The following is a 17,836-nucleotide window of genomic DNA, read 5'->3' as shown; positions in this document are numbered from 1 at the left end:
TGAAACCTAACAACCCCTATGCAAACAGCCGCTTTTTTTGATGTTGATGGTACACTCTACACCGCGAACATGTGGCGCGGGTTGATGCAGTACGTTGCCGAGCACGGCTACAAGACACGCACGCGCATGTACTTTTATGGTTTGTTGCCGCTGTACTTTTTCCGCAAGTTGCGCCTCATCAGTGAAGAAGATTTTCGCAAACCCTGGGTCACGCACCTGGGTTCGCTCGTGCAAGGGTGGAGCGCGACGCAGGGCGACGCGGCGTTTCGCTGGGTCGCCGAGCAATACATTCGCCCGACCGCGCGCGACGACATCATTGCAAAGTTGCGCGAACACCTCGCGCAAGATCATCCGGTCTTTCTCGTCTCCGCGATGCTTGAGCCGACGTTGCGGTTGATCGGCGAGGCGCTCGGCGCGACGGGTGTCATCGGCACGTCCATCGAAATGAAGGATGGACACCTGTCTGGGCGCGTTAGTTCGCGCGTGTGTATGGGTACCGAAAAGCAATTGTTGACCCGCGAGTTTCTCGCCGCGCGCGGCATCGAAATTGATTTCGCCGCGAGTTACGCGTACGCGGATTCGATCAGCGATATGGCGCTGTTCGAAATGGTCGGGCATCCGGTTGCGGTGTACCCCGACGCGCATCTAGCCGAACACGCGCGCGCGAATCGCTGGGAGATATTGCCGGGGTGACGGCAGACCGCCGACTGCCGACCGCCGCCAAATCAAGAGCGGCGGTCACAACAGGAGGGCAACTTGAGTACGGGAACGATAATCAATCTGCAAATCTGCGCGACGCGCGGTCAACCGATGCAAAGCAAAACATCCGTGCGCGCGATTGCCGACCTGGGTCTGGAGGGCGACGCGCACGCGCGGCAGGGCAGCGCGCGGCAGGTCTTGCTGATGGACGAAGAGACGCTCGGTGCGTTTGGATTGCAAGCCGGTGTGGTGCGCGAGAATATCACGACGCGCGGCATCGTTTTGCATTCGCTCGCGCTGGGTACGCGCTTGCGCGTGGGCGATGCGCTGTTCGAGATCACCAAGTTCTGTGTGCCGTGTGAGTTTGTCGAAGACCTGCGTCCTGGGTTGCGCGCGGCGATGGAGAATCAGCGCGGGATGCTCGCGCGCGTCGTTGAAGGCGGCGCGATTCACGTGGGCGATGCGGTCGTGCGAGCAGATTGATCGGGCAAAGGATTATGCTTTTTGAATATGACTCTGGCTTTGTCGGCGTCGAATGGCGCACACAAAGATAAAGTTTTTTGAATATGATCCAGGTTTTTCCGGCATGGGGCGAGAAGACAATTCTCGCCCTTTGGTTTTTCAAAATAGGTAAATCACTCTAGGGGATTTCCGGTTCTTACCCGATAGACGCTAACCCAGATTCCCTATACACTCACGACCAGCAAGTGCCCTAACTTCAATGAGGAGGTCGTAGTAATGGACGAGCAGACAATTTCGCGTCGAGGATTCTTGATCAAAGCAGGTACGCTCGCGACGGGCGTGGTGACGGGAGCCGGTGTTCTGGGCTTGGCGGGCTGTGCGCCGAAAGAAATCATCAAAGAGGTGCCGGTCGAGAAGATCAAAGAGGTCACAAAGGAAGTCCCGGTCGAGAAAATCAAAGAAGTCGTCAAAGAAGTTCCGGTCGAAGTGATGAAAGAGGTGGTCAAGGCGATTCCGAAAGTACCATGGCCCTACAAAAAACTTGATCCGGAACTCGTTCGAAAAAAAGGGCACCTGGGTTACTACAACGGCGCGTGTTGCTATGGCGCGTTTGGCGCGATCATGGACACGCTGAAAGAAGTAGTCGGATTTCCGTACACCCAGGTTCCGAGTGAACTGATGATGTTCGGTGAGACTGGCTTTGCTGGGATGGGTAGTCTGTGCGGCGCGCTGAACGGCGCGGGCGCGGCGATCAACTTGTTAGTGGATAAAGACACCTGGCGCAAAATCGTCAAGGAATTGGCGCTCTGGTATTCCAAAACGCCATTCCCTAGCGACCTGAGCAATCAGTACGCCAAAGACCACAAATTCCTGGTTGACAAGTACAAATCCGACAAGGTGCTGGTGGCAAGCGTGTCGAACTCGACGCTGTGCCACGTGTCCGTGACGAATTGGTGTCTGGCGTCAAAGCTCGCGTCTGGCTCGGATGAACGTTCGGAGCGATGCGGTAGATTGACTGGCGATGTCGCCGCGCAAGCGGTCATCTATCTGAACCAGTTTGCCGATACGACCACGTTCAAACCGGTCGCCAAGTCGGCGGCGGTGGATGCTGGGTGTACGGTGTGCCACACGACCGGCAAGGATTACGCGATTGGCAATAACATTCGCGGCGAAGAAGATTGTGTCGTGTGCCACGACCCGCACCCGATCCCGTACAAGAAAAAGTAACAATATTTCTGCGCGAGAAAACAACAACCCCCGCGATGCAAATCGCGGGGGTTGTGCTTTCATTACGAATCACGTATCACGCATCACGCCATACGCAACATGCCATTCGCTATCCACTATCCGCTATCCGCCATTCGCGCTAATTCTGCGCCGCCTTCTTCTGATCTTCCTCGACCAGGTAGCGCCGCAACACTTTGCCGACCATTGTCTTGGGCAACGAATCGCGGAACTCGATGACGGATGGACGTTTGTAGCCGGTGAGGTTCTCTTTACAGAATGCCATCAACTCTTCGACCGTGGCGGTCTGCCCTGGCTTGAGCACGACATACGCCTTGACGCGCTGACCGCTCTTCGGATCGGGAATGCCGGCGACGGTGGCTTCTAACACTTTGGGATGCTTGAACAAAACTTCTTCAACGTCACGCGGGTACACGTTAAACCCACCGACGATGATCATATCCTTTTTGCGATCCACAATCTTGAAATAACCTTGCTCGTCCATCACCGCAATGTCGCCGGTGTAGAGCCAACCGTTCCGTAACGTGTTCGCGGTTTCTTGCGGCTTGTTCCAGTACCCTTTCATCACTTGCGGACCCTGAATCGCCAACTCGCCCGGTTCGCCGATTGGCACCTCTTTCGTGCCCGTCTCGATATCCATCAACTTGCAAAGCGTGTCGGGCCAGGGCAAGCCAATCGTACCAATGCGGTTCTCGCCGAAAATCGGATTCGCGTGCGTGACCGGCGTCGCTTCGCTCAAGCCATACCCCTCGACCAACCGCGCGCCGGTAAGTTCCTGGAATTTTTGTTGCACCTGCACTGGCAACCCCGCCGCGCCGCTGATGCACGCTTTGATCGAGCGAACGTTGTACTTGGCGAGGTCTTTGAAATTGTTGATCGCGACGTACATCGTCGGCACGCCGGGGAACATCGTCGGTTGATGCCGGTCAATGGATTTCAAAACGTGTTCCAGTTCACGCGGATTGGGGATCAGGATAAGCGTCGCGCCAATCGCGATGCCAAAGTTCATGCAGACGGTCATCGCATACGAGTGATACAAGGGGAGCGCGGTCATGATCGCGTCTTGTCCCTCGCGCGAACCGGTCATCCACGCGCGCGTCTGCAGTGTGTTCGCAACGAGATTCTTGTGCGTGATTTCAGCGCCTTTGGAAACGCCGGTCGTGCCGCCGGTGTAGAGCAGCACCGCGGTATCTTCCGGTTTCACGGTGACATTCGGTTTCGTCGCGGGCGCGCTCGCCAGTACATCCTGAAACCACTTGTCGCCTGGGTCGAGCGTGACGCGGTGTCCTTCTTTCTTTTCGACCGCGAGCGAGAACAGCGTTTTGAGCACGGGCGGAAAATACTCTTTGATGTTTGCGACGATGACGTTCTTCAATTTCGTTTTCGCGCGCACCGCTTGCACGGTCGGATAAAAGCGCGAGAGGCACACAATCGTTTCCGCGCCAGCATCGTTGAGTTGATGTTCGAGTTCGCGCGCGACGTAGAGCGGATTGTTCGGCGCGACGACCGCGCCCGCTTTGAGGATGGCGTAATACGTGATGGGATACTGGGGACAGTTCGGCAAAAAGATCGCGACGCGGTCGCCTTGCTTGATGCCCATCGCGATGAACGCGTTCGCCAGCCGATTCGCGAGATCATTCAGTTGGCGATACGACATTTTCGCATCCATCAACGCGCCGCCGAGTTGATGGACTACATTACCAAAAATGGTGGCGGCACGGTCGGGGTACTTGGACGCCGAGTCTTCGAGGAATTGGTGCATCGGCACGGGGGGATACTCGAGGTTGGGACGAACAGCGGGTTCGTAACTTGAGAGCCAGGGCTTGTCCATTTTGCCTCCTTGCAGATGAATCAAGTGCCAGGTCAGTTGTTACCAAGATACCACGAAGCGATACATTTTGTCAACGGGGTTTGACTTTTCAAAATGGCTGGGTTATACTCGCGAGCGTCTTCGCAAAAGCAATCTTCGAATGTTCCGCCTCACTCTGCTCGTTTGTGATTTCAACCTGGGAGGTCTGTGATGTCGAATCCGTTTGCGTCTCTTTGCCGCCTGCACCGCTTTTGCGTGAATCACCTCGTCTATCCGCTCGTGCTCTCCGCGTTGCTCGCCGGTGCCCTGTTGCTCGGACGTTTCTACTTGACGCGCCGATGGGATTTCCGCTTTCTCGTTTGGGACAGTTTCCTCGCGTGGGTACCGTATCTCAGCGCGCTGACGATCGCGATTTTGCATCAGCGCTACCCGCGTCGCGTTTGGCTGATCGTGATCCCCAGTTTCGTGTGGCTGCTTTTTTTGCCGAACGCGCCGTACCTCCTTACCGATTGGTGGCATTTGCACGAACGCAAGCCGGTGCCGCTGTGGTACGATGTTGGCATGCTCGCGTCGTTCGCGTGGATGGGGTTGTTCCTGGGTGTCGCGTCGCTCCGCACGATGCATAGCATCGTCGAAAAAATTCTGGGACGCGTCATCGGTTGGCTGTTCGCACTCGGCGCGATTGGCGCGTCTGGATTCGGCATCTACCTGGGGCGATTCCTCGATTGGAATTCCTGGGATGTGTTCTTCGAGCCGCACAACATTCTCGCGGATATTCTTATCCGGCTCGCGCATCCGATTCGTCATTCACAAACGTACGGCGTGACGATGCTATTTGCGGGGTTGATGCTCGTGACCTATTTGATGCTCAAGTCGGCGGAGCAGAGGAAGGTGGAGCAAATCGAAAGTTGAAAATCAAAATTCGTAATTCGTAATTCCATTTAGCAACCCGGCGAGCATTTCTTTGCCGGATGTGCTGCCGATTGCAAGCAAACGCTGAACGTGGTGTTGAATCGCGTTCGGCGTTTTCGTTTGCGGCGCGAGAAACGCCGCAATAAGATCGTGTATCGGCGCGACGCTTTGCCCGCGCGCGTGGTCGCGCAGAATGGTGTGGCTGATGTCGTTCGTCCGCGTGCGCGCGTACTCGAGCAAGTCATCCACCGCGCGTTGATCCCAGGTCGTCGTAGCGGGATACGCCGCGTGCAAATGCCACCGCGCGAACAAGAATCCGCCGACAAAATCGTCGCCTGCTGGTGTTAATCCTTCGCCCAAGCCGATAAGATCGCACAACGAAGACCTGACAGGTTTTCCAAAACCTGTCAGGTCTTGTATTCGCGCGATCACAACCTGGCGCGGTGCAACACGCGCCAGGTCAATAGTCGCCGGTTGCCACACGCGTGCATTGGCGATGTGTAGAGGTGATGCATGCGTCGCCCCTACAGCCAAATACAATTCCATCCCCACACGCAACGCGGAAAAATCGAACGCACCCAGGATCGCGCGCGCGTGCATCGGCAAATGCATTTGCGCGAGCCACACAATTTCTCCCTCACTTGTTCGCCCGCTTTTGGCGAACGGGGGAGGGTTGGGGTGGGGGTCTGTTTGCACGTACACCGCGCCCGACACAACCGCAATCACGCGCCCGGAAAAATCCGAACGCGCGAGCAACTCGCGCGCGGTCGCGCCGATTAAATTGGCTGTGCCGATATTGCGAGACCTGACCAGCAAACGATTCAACTATCCAACCATCCAACTATTTTTGCATTTCCAAGTACACGCGCTCCGCACTCAACGGCGGGCTGGGTAATCGAATGCCCACCGCGTTGTAGACCGCGTTCGCAATTGCCGGCGCGGTCGGCACCATCGCGTGCTCGCCGATGCCGCGCGCGCCCCAGGGTCCATCGTCCTGCGCGGTCTCGACGATGATCGGAATGATTTTGTGCGGCATGTCCACACTCGTCGCGATGCGATAATCCACGAACGATGGATTGCGCGGCTTGCCCTCGCGTAGATCAAGTTTTTCGAACAGCGCGGACGACGCGCCTTGCACGACGCCGCCTTCCATCTGCGCGCGCACTTGGTCGGGATTGATCGCTTTGCCGACGTCGAACGCGGCGGCGACGCGCAGAATTTCGATCTGCCCGGTCTCCGTGTCCACTTCGAGATCAACTGCCTGGCAACCGACGGTGTAATGCACAACCGAACGCGGACCTTGCCCGGTTTCCGGGTCGAGACGCGTGACGTACGTCGGCATGAAATTGCCACGCCCGACAATCGGACCGCCGCGCCAACCGCAATCGCCTTCTTTCGGCAAACCGTAAATCACCATGTCTTTGAGCGGGAGCGATTGCTCGGACTGGTACGATATCACGTTGCCATCTTTGATATCGAGGTTTTCGATTTTCTCGTTCCAGTGTTCCGCGACGAGTTCGAGAATTTGTTGGCGCGCGTGACGCGCCGCTTCGGCGACGGCGTTGCCCATGCTCCACGTAAGACGCGACGCGACGGTTTGCCATTCGTACGGCGAGTACTGCGTGTCCACCGGCGTCGCGATGCGAATCCAACTGATCGGCACGCCGAGCGCCGCCGCCGCCATCTGCGCCATCACGGTGTGCGTGCCTTGCCCGATCTCTTGTCCGCCGAGACCCAGGGTCACGGTCGCGTCTTCGTTGAGTCGCACGTACGACGACGACCCAGCATTCGGCGGCATCGCCGGCGCTTTCCACATGATCGCGAGACCCTTGCCGCGTTTCTTGTGCGGCGCGGACGCCGGTTCTCTTTTGCCCCAGTCAATCGCGGCGGTGGCTTTTTCGATGCACTGATCCAAACCGATCGGGTGCATCTTCCAACCAGTGACGATATCGCCGCCGGTCTTGACACAATTCTTCAACCGAAACGCACGCGGATCCATGCCCAGTTTTTCCGCGACCTGATCCATCACTTGCTCGATGCCCCAGTGAATTTCCGGCATCCCGAATCCGCGCATCGGTCCGCCGACCGGATGATTCGTGTAACAGCAGTACGAATCGGCGTGGACGTTTGGGATTTCGTACGGACCGGTGGACGAGTAGCCGCCGGCGCGCGTCATGTTCACGCCGTACTCGGTATACGCACCCGCGTCCCAGTAGTACTCGGTTTTCATCGCGACGAGTTTTCCGTCTTTTTTCGCGCCGACCTTGGTGCGCGCGACGAGACCTTGGCGCACGAACGTCGTGAAAAATTCTTCTTCGCGCGTGAGGCGCAATTTAACTGGACGACCGGGAACTTTCATCGCCATCACGACCCCGCACGCTTCCATCGAAACGCCGGCTTTGCTGCCGAATCCGCCACCGATGTACGGCGCGATCACGCGCAAATCGCCCTGACTGATGTGCAATGCTTTCGCGATCAAGTTGCGTTGCGCGAACGGCGACTGGCTACTGCCCCACAACGTCACCTTGCCTGAATCCACTTGCGCGACCGCGATGTGCGGTTCGATGGGGACGTGTTGAATGTGCGGCACGCGAAATTCACCTTCGACGATCACATCGGATTCCGCGAACCCTTTTTCGATGTCGCCCTTGCGAACCTTGAAGTGATTCGAAATGTTCGTCCCAGGTTTTGGAAAAATAAAATTCGCGACGGTGTACGCGCCGAGGTCAGGATGCAGAATCGGCGCATCGGGTTTTATCGCGTCGAGCGGATCGGTCACCGCAGGTAAAACTTCGTACTCGACCTCGACCAATTTCACCGCTTGCTCCGCGATCTCTTCACTCGTCGCGACAATGCCCGCGACCGGGTCGCCGATGTAGCGGACGCGGTTGGTCGCAAAGATGTGGCGGTCTTGGAGATACAAACCGATATAACCGGGCGTGTCCGCGCCGGTTGCAATCGCTTTAACGCCGGCAAGTGCGAGCGCCTTGGTCGCGTCAATCTTTTTGATGCGCGCGTGCGGGTGTGGACTGCGGACGAGTCGCCCGTACAGCAACCCAGGTCCGAATTGAAAATCGTCCGCGAATTTCGCCGCGCCGGTCACTTTGTCAACGGCATCAACACGTGGAATGCTTTCACCAATTATCTCAGTCATTGCGTCTCCTCTTGCGTATCGCAAATGGCGAATGGCGGATAGCGAATGGCAGATGGCTAATAGCCGATAGTAGATCGCTATTTGCTATTCGCTATTCGCTTTTCGCCTCATATCGCTTCTTGCACTGCTTGCACAATGCGCGTGTAGCCGGTGCAACGACACAAATTGCCGCGCAGGGCATCTTGGATTTCGGCTTCGCTTGGATGCGGATTGCGGTCGAGCAACGCGCGCGCACTGATCAACATTCCCGGCGTGCAAAAGCCGCACTGGACGCCGGTAAGTTCGACAAATTTTTGTTGAATCTTGTCGAGTGTGCCGTCGCGCGCGAGACCTTCGACGGTGACGATGTTTGCGCCGTCGGCTTCGACCGCGAGCATCATGCACGAGTTGACCGGCTCGCCGTTGAGCAGAACGGTGCACGCGCCGCACTCACCTGCCGCGCACCCGTTCTTGGTGCCGGTAAGGACAAGTACTTCGCGCAGCATCGTGAGCAAGGTCATGTTCGACGGGATGGTTACGCGTTCGTGCGAACCGTTGACGGTTAAGGTGATTTCGTGTTGGGACATGGGTTACTCCGTATGCGAATTGCGAATTGCGAGTGGCGAATTGCGAATGGCGAATAGCGAATTGCAAATTGCGTGATGCGAGACACGTGAATCACTCGTCAAGCGCGAGAGAAAAGTAAGCGCCGATTTCATCGTGCTTGTATTCGGTGAAATCGCAGTGTTTGTAGAGACCAATCGCGTCTTGCCAATCGGGTTCGGTGGAGACGCGGACTTGGATGAAACCTTCCTGGCGCGCGACATCGAGCAGATGCTTGACTAACGCGCGTCCAATTCCTTCGCGTCGGCACATCCGACTAACGGACATTCGAACGATGCGTCCGGTATTTTCGCTCTCGGCAATCAGTGCGCCGGTGCCGACGATCTCTCCATTGTTTTCTGCGACGAGAAAAGTGTTGCCGCGTGCGATGTAGTGAGTAGTTATGTCGTCCAGGTCTGGGTTGCGCGTCTCGTCAATCCAGCCGAAATGTTCGCCCAAGCCGGCGAGAATTAGCCGGCGAACTGGGGCTTGGTCGCTTGGTTTGAATGGGCGAATGGTGAATGGCGAATTGCAAATTGCGAATGGCATATTGCGTGATGTGTGAATTGCCAGGAATATCTATTGCTGAATGGGTAATACGCTCAATTTCAAATTGCGTGGTGACTAAAAGCCGGTGGTTTGGATAATCTCGCCGATTGGCAATGGTGTGTTGCCGAATTCAACGAATTCCAACACAGATGGACAAGACTCAAGCAACATTTTGATCTCTCGAGCTTCTTTCAGTGTGTATGCTCCTTCGATGATGCCTGAACTCTCCAGAATAGGCGTACGGATGATGGGCGAAGAGATTACAATCTTGTTCACCGTGATTCCCAAATATTCATCAGTGTGCTTGAGTGTAAAATCGGACAAAATATCAGTGCCATCCTGGGTCAGGGAAAATCTAATGTAAGGAACATTGGTTAATTGACTTACTCCAAGACTAACTTCGCTCAAGTGTTTGCCTGTCAGGATCGTCCGATAGACTTGTGTGGCTGTAGTACTCCGGCGAGTCGCCACAGATGGAGTAGGACACGTAACTGTCGGCTGCGGAGTAACTGTAGGCGCGTTTGCCGTCTGAGTAGCATAAATCTTTGCTGCGACACGTGTTTCAGTTGCATGTTCGTCAATTTGAATTCCACAACCCGTAGCAAGAACCAGAACAATCGTTAAGTACACTAGAAAACACTTCGTCACAGTCTCCTCCAATTTTGATTTTTTGACGCATCACGCATCACGCATCACGTTTCACCAACCTTAGCGCGTCCGCAATATCTTGCGCGATCATCTTGCGCTTGCTCTTTTCGATGAAGAAACTGGGACCGGCTTGGAGGTACGAAGGGAACGCGCGTCTCCCGTTCCAGAAATATTTCTCCCCGCGAATCTTGTACGTCGAACCGGCGGGAATCACTCTTGCTTCGCCGGCTCGCTGTGCGATGTAATTGACCGCCTTGATCGCAACATCGCCCATCAGCAGAAATACTTTCACATTTGGAAACAACGCCAGCTCTTTTTCGAAAATGAGCGAACATTCCTTGATCGTACTCGTCGCGATGCCATAACCGGTCTTGCCGCATTTCACCGCGGTCGTCAGGTACACACCCAGGTTGAGAATGTCGCGCACGGACGAAACATCCGCACCGGCATCGTTGAACGCTTGAAGCGTGGTCTGCGCGAAGAGCGGCTTGCCGCGCGCGTAAAAGTAATCGCGCGAATCGGCGGGCGACGCTTCGGCGATCATCACAATCGAGACGGCTTCGGGCACAATGTCAACTTTGGGAACAAGGTAATTGTCGTGATTCACACCCGCGCACGGAAACATTTTGCACCCAATGCGTCGGCTGACTTGCATTTTTCCTCCATCGCCATATCGTTTGCGTTTTACGTTTCACGCACCACGCATCACGTCTCACGCACCACTGATCGCGCGCCACACCTCATTCACCGCGCGTTTCGCCAGCGCGCGCACCATCGCTTTGCGATATTCCGCACTAGAACGTACATCGTCAATCGGTTTCGCGGTTTCCATCGCGGCATCGGCGGCGGCTTCTATCGTTTCGGGTGTGATGGGCGACGATGACAAAACGGCTTCCGCCTTCGGCGAACGGATGGGCGTGGGCGCGACGGACGCGAGCGCGATGCGGAACGCATAGCCGGACTTGGCGCGCTTGTCCGGATAGCCGAGCACCGCGACGCCGACAATCGCGAGATCGCCGTGCGCGTTGCGACCCAGTTTCAAATATCTGCCGACCGCGCCTCGCTGCGCGGGCGGCGGGGGAATTTCGATGCGAAGTAGAAACTCGCCGGGTTTCATCGCCGTCTTGCCAGGCGCGACAAAAAATTTCGCAATCGGCACGACGCGTTCACCACGCCGTCCGTGCAAAACGAGATTCGCGCCGAGAACCATCGCGGCAGGCGCGGTATCGGCGGCGGGCGAGGCGTTACACAAATTTCCGCCCATCGTCGCGCGTGTGCGGAGTTGGTACGATGCAACCGAGTCAATCGCTTCAACCAGGATCGGATAATTTTCCGCGACTGCCAAATGTCGCGCAATCGTGTTCATATCCACACCTGCGCCAATCGTCAGCCCGGCGCGTTTGCTGAATTTGATCGCGTCCATACCGGGGAGGCGTTTTACATCAATCAAAAATTTCGGCGCGAAAAATCCATCACGCATTCGGACGAACACATCGGTGCCGCCCATAAATAATCGCGCGTCGCCATTGCTCTTTAATAAAAGTTTCGTCACCTCTGCCGGCGACGCGGGTCGCACGTAATCGAAGGAAGGGAGTCCGGGAGTGGGGAGCATCGTGTCTCCTTGCGAATTAGATGTTGGAGATTGGAAGTTGGAAATTGGAAGGCGTTCTCCAATCTCCAACTTCCAACTTCAAACTTCCAATCAGTTGAGATTCTCGCGTTCCGCCACGCCGAACATGCTGGGCGGAAGAATGAGGAACAACAGGTTGAGCAAGATACCGACAATCGCCGCGAACACAATTGCCGGGATGCCATCGGGGAAGAGCACGGGCACGTTGAACGGGAAGTAGCCGTTCGGCAGAGCCAGGTTGCCGCCGATGCCGGTGATCAGGACGATCGCGCCGACCGCGAGTTGACGCGGATCGAACAGGTTGACGCGCTCGGATTGGATCAGCGCGATACCTTGCATCCCGATCACGCCGAACAGATAGATCGCCAGCCCGCCGGTGACCGCGACGGGAAGTGTGTTGACGAGCGCGGCGAGTTTGCCGACAAAGCCGAGCAGGATCGCAATAACGCCCGCCGCCATCAACACCGGCACGGAATAGTTGCGCGTGATCGCCATCAGCGAATTGTTCTCGCCGTAATTCGTGCCGGCGCAACCGCCGAGGAAACCGACGACCACGTCATCGCTGCCATCGGCGACGAGGTTCAAGCCGATCAATTTTTTGATTTCGAGCGGCTTGCGCCCCAGTTCTTTCGCCAGTTGATCAATGTACAGACTCATTTGGTACAGGTGCGCGGTAGATTCCGGAATCGTCGCAATCGCGATCAGCGCGATGCCGATGACGGAACCCCACGCGCGGGGATCGCCAAATGCTGGGAGCGTGAATCTCGGAATTTCGATCCACGCGGCTTGCGCGACGCGATCAAAGTTGACCAAGCCAAACGGAATCGCGACGATGTAGCCGACAACCGCGCCCAGCAAAATCGGCAACATGCCGATCAGCCCCTTGCCTTGCAAGTACACCGAGAACGCGACGGTGATGATGAGCGTGATGAACGCAACGCCCCAGTGCGCGCCTGCCATACCTAACGCCGCGCCTGCGAGCGCGATGCCGATGACGATGGCGACACTGCCGGTAATGACCGGCGGCAATACCTTGTCGAGCGACGCTTTGCCGATGCGCATGATCAGCAAGCCGATCAGAATTTCAAAGATCGCCGTGCCGATGATGCCAACCTGCACGATTTGCACCCCTTGCGCGCAGTAGACGGTGTCTTTGGCGTTAAAGCACGTGGGATCGTACAACTTCATCGCGGCGATGACCACGGCGATGTAACTAAAACTCGAACCATAGTACAGTGGAATTTTGCGACCTGCCACGAGCAAGGCGATAATCGTGCCCAGCCCGCTTGCCGTCAGCGTGACGCCCACATCGAATTTGGTCAAGATCGCCACGAGCACGGTGGCAGGAAACATGGTCAGGACTTGTTGAAAGCCCAGACTGAGCATCGCGCCCCAATCGGGTACGTCCTCTGGCATAAAGCCGAGGATTTTGGATTTAGCTTCAGCAGACATTGGAATTCTCCTCTACCTTGAAGAAAACGCGATCACGATTGATAATAATGGTGTGCGCGCGAGGCACGCGTTTTGCGCGAATCCTCCTTTCTAACAAAGAAGTTGGAAATTAGATGTTGGAAGTTGGATTTGGAATTCTAGAGCGCTAGAACTTTTTCCAGTTCTGGATGAGTTTGTTGAGTTGCTTGGCGATGACTCACATCACCCAACTTCCAACTTCCAACCTCTACCCCACCGGCTTGAAGATCAACCCGTACACATCCTCGCCGCCGATCACGCGCACGGGTCCCCAGGTTGGCTTCATCGTCATGCCCAGTTTCAATTCTTCCGGCGCGTTCGCGACGATTTGCCCCATCGCCTTGACGCCGTTTTCAAATTCGGCGACGCCGACGAAAATGAAACGATTGTCAAAACCCCAGGGCAGATTAAAGATTTGCGAAAAGGTGATGAGTCTGGCGTTGCCTTGCGGGCTGATCTCTTCAAACGCGCGACCCTTGCACGCCAAGCAACGGTCGTGAAACGGAAAGTGAATCTTGCCGCACGCTTTGCATTTGTACGCGACGATGTTTATTTTCTTCATGGCTCACCTCTCCGCAAAACGAACGATACCACATTATTGCCAAATCCGCCAAAGTTGACCGAGAGCCCAGTTTGCGCGTTTTTCACTTGGCGCGTCTCCGGCAATTCGTGGCGCAACTGCCACACTAGGTCAACCACTTGCGCGACGCCGGTCGCGCCGACCGGATGCCCGCGCGCTTTCAATCCGCCGGACACATTGATCGGGATTTGTCCGCCGAGTCGCGTCTTGCCTTCGATGACCGCTTGTGCGCCTTGCCCTTTCGGGAAGAAACCGACATGCTCGCTCTCGGCGATTTCGAGGATCGTAAACGCGTCGTGCAATTCCGCGACGTCAATCTCGCTCGGTTTGAGTTTCGCCATCTCCAACGCTTTTTGCGCGGCGAGCGTGACGGCTTTCAAATCGGTGGGGTCTTCGCGTTCTTGCAACGAGTGCGTATCGGTCGCTTGACCGAACCCAGCAATGACGATGGGCGTTTTCTTGAATTGCTTGGCGAGATCGAGCGGCGCGAGAATGACTGCCGCCGCGCCATCGCTGACCGGGCACACGTCATACAGATGCAAGGGATCGGCGACGGGCGGATTGTTCACGCGCGAGTGCCACGAGTCCATGATACCTTCGTGCGTGATGCGCGATTCGACGTGCGCGTATGGATTGAGCGCGCCCATCTCTTGATTCTTGATCGCGACCTGGACGAGATGCTCGCGTGTGACGCCGTACTTTTCCATGTACAAGCGCGTGAACATCCCAGCCATCCCAGGCAGCGTGACGCCGTAAATGTACTCGGCGGTTGGGTGCGTCATCGAAGCGACGAAATCGGTCGCGCGCCAACCGGACACATCGCGCATTTTTTCGCCGCCGACGACCAGGACGACGTCGTAGTAGCCGGACGCGACCGCGAGCAAGCCGTTCTTGATCGCGGATGCGCCGGACGCCGGACCGTTCTCAATCGCTTCCGCCGCGGCGGGCAACAAACTCAAGCGATCTACGAGCGCGCTCGCGACGGACATTTGGTGATTCAACATGCCCGCGCCCATGTTCGCGACGTAGACTGCGTCTACGCCCTTGTCGCCCAACCCTGCATCGTCCAAGGCGTTTAGCGACGCGTACGCGAGCATGTCCATCAAGTTGTCATCGTCGCGCCGACCGAACGGAATCATTCCTGCGCCAACAATTGCGACGGGTCTCATCGTGTTACCTCCGACCCCACCCCTGCCCTCCCCTTGGCAAGGGGAGGGTGAGGGAGGGGTGATCTTCTCATTGATACGTTCATCGTTACCTGCCTTTCACGCCGCAGATTTTTTCGGCGACCGTTTTTTCGTCAACGACAATGATCTCGTCCAGGGCTTGGTCGAGAATGTCTTTCGGCACCGGGCGATCACCGACGACGAGACGATCTTTCGTCGCATAGTACAATTCTTTCGAAAGGCGGAACGAGGGCGCGCCGCCGAGTTCGTGCGGAATGTCGGTCGGTTCGAGTCCGTACTCGATCATCCAGCGACGAAACCCGATCGGGCTTTCCGCGACGATGAGCACTTCTTCTTGATTTAAGTACTCGATGTGATGCTCCATCTTCGCGGCGAACATGTGCGAGCCGATGCGGAGACCGCGATCCGTCGTGAGCGTGTGCAGACTCATCCCGGTTTTTGCGTTGAGCATCCGGCTGTTGACAAGCCCGACGAGCATTCCCTCGATCTGTGCGATCAAACAAAATTCGTTGACGATGCGCCAGCGATACCACGCGAGCAATTCCGCGTACACGCGCGAGGCGACAATGTCATAGTAATCGCGCTCATACGTCGTGATCGGGCGCACGGCTTCGAGGACGCGCGGCACTTCGTCGCGTGTGATCTCGCGCACGACCATGTGCTTGCCGTTCGCCAACGTAATCAGTTTCGGCGGATACGGCGCCATCGGTAATTCCGGTGGGCGCAGTTTACTTTCCAATTCCATGTCGAAGGGCATTTTCGATTCTCCTTCTGTTTGGTTATTCCAAAGTGGATGTTAGAAGTTGGATGTTGGAAGTTAGATCATGTCAGTACTTTTTCCAGTTTTTGATGAGCTTGTTGAGTTGTTTGGCGATCACCGTGTATTCATCCGTGATCGGCTGAATGATTTCGGCAGTCGCGTAACTCAATAAAACGACTTGTTCTAAATGTTCAACCATTTCGTTGGCTGAACCCATTGAGATGCGCCAGAATGATTTGGCTTTGGCTGGCGTATCCTTATGACTGTATCCTTCGACGATATTATCCACCACCGATTTGCACGCGCGGCGGATTTGATCGGTCAAGTCGAATTTTTCATCCTTCGGAAGTTGTTCTGCGATCCGATAAACCGGCAAGATGAGTTTGCGAGCGCGTTGGTAAACATCGAGGTCTCGGTAACTTTGGACTGGCATTTTCCAACCTCCAACTTCCAATTTCCAATTTCTAAACTTGTTTACAAGTTGCGACGCCATCACCATACTTGGTTTTCTGCATCGCCTCCTTTTTCTTCATCAACTCGGCGTAGCGATCATCTTCGACGAACGCGACGAGACGGCAGATGCAGGATTCGCCATCCACGAATCGCCAGGGGAAACAGCCAATCGTCGCGCGTTGATTCAACAACAGATCAAGGTCGCCGCCCGCGCATTCGAGGTGGATGATGTGTTCGGGAAACATTTCAATGTGCATCAGTTGATACTTGTCGCCGGTGAAAATTTCTTCAACCGTCTTGCCGTACTTTTTCTTGAAATGTTCATCGGCTTCGGCGGCTTGGCGCGGCATCCAATTGCGAATGATCGTGTTCATCGGATGGTCCGCGCTTCCGCAGTCCACGCCAATCCATTTGATTTTTTTCTTCTTCGCCCATTCTGCAAATTCGCGATCGGGACCGGGATGCTTGACCATGTAGCGCACTTCGTCGGCGAGCGGTTGATCCCAGCCGTAACGATGATAGCCGGTGTGGATGATGAGGATGTCGCCCTCGCGCACCTCGACGCGCTCTTCGACCATCTGGGATGTGTAGATGTCGTAATCGCCGGCGATGTCGGAGAGGTCAACGACGACGCCGGGACCGACGAGGAAATCGTTGAGGTCGAGCGAAGCAATGTCCTTGCCCGGCGTGTAAAAGTGAATCTCGCCGTCAAGGTGTGTGCCGAGGTGGTTCGAGTGCGTGAGCAGTTGCCCGTTCGCGCCGTTGGGTGCGAGTCGCTTGAAATACTTGAGTTGCAGCGGTTCGTACGTGGGCCATGCCGGCGTTTGAATGCCGAGCGGGATGGTGAGGTCAATCAGTTTCATGTTCTCCTCCGAAAAAAGGTAATTGGGAATTGGTAAAACGTAAAACGTGATGCGTGATGTGAATTACGAATTGCGAATTAGGAATTGCGAATGATGACAACGGACAAGTGCGGATTTAACGGACAGTGCGGTGCAAGGTTTGTCCGGTTAATTCGATTTTGTCCGTTGTCATCTTTCCGAGATGGTGAGGGCAATCGGTTTCATGTGTCTTCCTCCTTTGGAAGCAAGTTAAAAGTGAAAAGCTAAAAGGTAAAAGTGATGGTGTGTAAGAAATATGATTATGGTTTTTTCATTTCCTGAATCAATTGCTCAACTTGAGCGCGATTTAACGTGTTGGGAACAAGGCGAAGATAGGTTTCCAAGTCTACAATGGCTTGGGCTTTCATTCCTTTTTGACGATAAACAAGCCCACGCCCCAAATAGGCATTCACATATTTGGGGTCGAGTTCAATCGCTTTGGTGTAATCGGTGATGGCTTGGTCGAGGTTACCTTTATCTGTATAGGCATTGCCGCGGTTGTAGTAGAAACCTGCATACTTGGGGTCAAGTTCAATCGCTTTGGTGTAATCCGCGATGGCTTGGTCGAGGTTGCCTTTGGCGGAATGGGCATTGCCGCGATTGTTGTAGGCATTCACATATTTGGGGTCGAGTTCAATCGCTTTGGTGTAATCGGTGATGGCTTGGTCGAGGTTGCCTTTGGCTTTATATGCAATGCCACGATTGTAGTAGGCGTTAGCATACTTGGGGGCAAGTTCAATCGCTTTGGTGTAATCCGCGATGGCTTGGTCAAAGTTACCTTTATCTGTATAGGCATTGCCGCGGTTGTAGTAGG

The 17,836-nt window shown here is 55.6% G+C and carries 19 protein-coding genes; 4 read left to right on the top strand and 15 right to left on the bottom strand.

Going from position 1 to position 17,836, the window contains the following annotated elements; translation table 11 throughout:
• The first annotated feature begins 18 nt into the window (after positions 1-18).
• From HY868_09175 to HY868_09165, 3 genes are all read left to right on the top strand, one after another.
• Positions 19-693 (top strand): HAD-IB family hydrolase, encoded by a 675-nt coding sequence (locus HY868_09175; protein MBI5302297.1) that lies wholly within the window; start codon positions 19-21, stop codon positions 691-693.
• A 63-nt stretch (positions 694-756) separates the two neighbouring features.
• Positions 757-1,182: an MOSC domain-containing protein gene (locus HY868_09170; GenBank protein ID MBI5302296.1), complete on the top strand. Its 426-nt coding sequence runs from the start codon at positions 757-759 to the stop codon at positions 1,180-1,182.
• Positions 1,183-1,437: 255 nt separating this feature from the next.
• Positions 1,438-2,388 (top strand): C_GCAxxG_C_C family protein, encoded by a 951-nt coding sequence (locus HY868_09165; GenBank protein MBI5302295.1) that lies wholly within the window; start codon positions 1,438-1,440, stop codon positions 2,386-2,388.
• A gap of 139 nt (positions 2,389-2,527) precedes the next feature.
• On the opposite strand, the gene HY868_09160 is transcribed toward HY868_09165, so the two are convergent.
• The gene (locus HY868_09160) at positions 2,528-4,237 is read right to left on the bottom strand and encodes a long-chain fatty acid--CoA ligase (protein ID MBI5302294.1); all 1,710 of its coding nucleotides are present in this window, start codon (positions 4,235-4,237) and stop codon (positions 2,528-2,530) included.
• 189 nt (positions 4,238-4,426) lie between these two features.
• Here HY868_09160 and HY868_09155 point away from each other — a divergent pair, with 189 nt between their 5' ends.
• Positions 4,427-5,128 carry a DUF1361 domain-containing protein gene (locus tag HY868_09155; GenBank protein ID MBI5302293.1) on the top strand — a complete coding sequence of 234 codons (702 nt, stop codon included), beginning with the start codon at positions 4,427-4,429 and terminating at the stop codon, positions 5,126-5,128.
• 3 nt (positions 5,129-5,131) lie between these two features.
• Here the strand turns inward: HY868_09155 and HY868_09150 are convergent, their stop codons facing one another.
• From HY868_09150 to HY868_09085, 14 genes are all read right to left on the bottom strand, one after another.
• Positions 5,132-5,953, bottom strand: coding sequence for a DUF2877 domain-containing protein (locus HY868_09150; protein MBI5302292.1), 822 nt, complete (start codon positions 5,951-5,953; stop codon positions 5,132-5,134).
• Between the two features lie 16 nt (positions 5,954-5,969).
• Positions 5,970-8,282, bottom strand: a complete 2,313-nt coding sequence (locus HY868_09145; protein MBI5302291.1) for a molybdopterin-dependent oxidoreductase — start codon at positions 8,280-8,282, stop codon at positions 5,970-5,972.
• Between the two features lie 107 nt (positions 8,283-8,389).
• Entirely contained in the window at positions 8,390-8,848 is a 459-nt protein-coding gene (locus HY868_09140; protein MBI5302290.1) for a (2Fe-2S)-binding protein, read from the bottom strand.
• A gap of 91 nt (positions 8,849-8,939) precedes the next feature.
• The gene (locus HY868_09135) at positions 8,940-9,413 is read right to left on the bottom strand and encodes a GNAT family N-acetyltransferase (protein MBI5302289.1); all 474 of its coding nucleotides are present in this window, start codon (positions 9,411-9,413) and stop codon (positions 8,940-8,942) included.
• Between the two features lie 75 nt (positions 9,414-9,488).
• The gene (locus HY868_09130; GenBank protein MBI5302288.1) at positions 9,489-10,061 is read right to left on the bottom strand and encodes a hypothetical protein; all 573 of its coding nucleotides are present in this window, start codon (positions 10,059-10,061) and stop codon (positions 9,489-9,491) included.
• Positions 10,062-10,098: 37 nt separating this feature from the next.
• Entirely contained in the window at positions 10,099-10,605 is a 507-nt protein-coding gene (locus HY868_09125) for a uracil-DNA glycosylase (GenBank protein ID MBI5302287.1), read from the bottom strand.
• 168 nt (positions 10,606-10,773) lie between these two features.
• A complete protein-coding gene (locus tag HY868_09120; GenBank protein MBI5302286.1) occupies positions 10,774-11,673 on the bottom strand; it encodes a xanthine dehydrogenase family protein subunit M in 900 nt (299 codons plus the stop codon).
• Between the two features lie 90 nt (positions 11,674-11,763).
• Positions 11,764-13,143 (bottom strand): xanthine permease, encoded by a 1,380-nt coding sequence (locus HY868_09115; protein ID MBI5302285.1) that lies wholly within the window; start codon positions 13,141-13,143, stop codon positions 11,764-11,766.
• Between the two features lie 226 nt (positions 13,144-13,369).
• Positions 13,370-13,723, bottom strand: coding sequence for a hypothetical protein (locus HY868_09110; protein MBI5302284.1), 354 nt, complete (start codon positions 13,721-13,723; stop codon positions 13,370-13,372).
• Entirely contained in the window at positions 13,720-14,910 is a 1,191-nt protein-coding gene (locus tag HY868_09105; protein MBI5302283.1) for a thiolase domain-containing protein, read from the bottom strand. Before HY868_09105 ends, HY868_09110 begins: the two co-directional genes overlap by 4 nt.
• An 85-nt stretch (positions 14,911-14,995) precedes the next feature.
• Entirely contained in the window at positions 14,996-15,685 is a 690-nt protein-coding gene (locus HY868_09100) for a hypothetical protein (GenBank protein MBI5302282.1), read from the bottom strand.
• A gap of 70 nt (positions 15,686-15,755) precedes the next feature.
• The gene (locus tag HY868_09095; GenBank protein ID MBI5302281.1) at positions 15,756-16,121 is read right to left on the bottom strand and encodes a four helix bundle protein; all 366 of its coding nucleotides are present in this window, start codon (positions 16,119-16,121) and stop codon (positions 15,756-15,758) included.
• Between the two features lie 31 nt (positions 16,122-16,152).
• Complete coding sequence (locus HY868_09090) at positions 16,153-17,004, bottom strand: cyclase family protein (protein MBI5302280.1); 852 nt, start codon at positions 17,002-17,004, stop codon at positions 16,153-16,155.
• Positions 17,005-17,282: 278 nt separating this feature from the next.
• On the bottom strand, positions 17,283-17,836 hold a 554-nt coding region (locus HY868_09085; protein ID MBI5302279.1), incomplete at its 5' end, for a tetratricopeptide repeat protein.

Source organism: Chloroflexota bacterium (assembly GCA_016219275.1).
In the GTDB taxonomy this organism is placed as follows: domain Bacteria; phylum Chloroflexota; class Anaerolineae; order UBA4142; family UBA4142; genus JACRBM01.
Note: the sequence above shows the minus strand (reverse complement) of the source record. Positions and strands in the feature narration are given on the sequence as shown.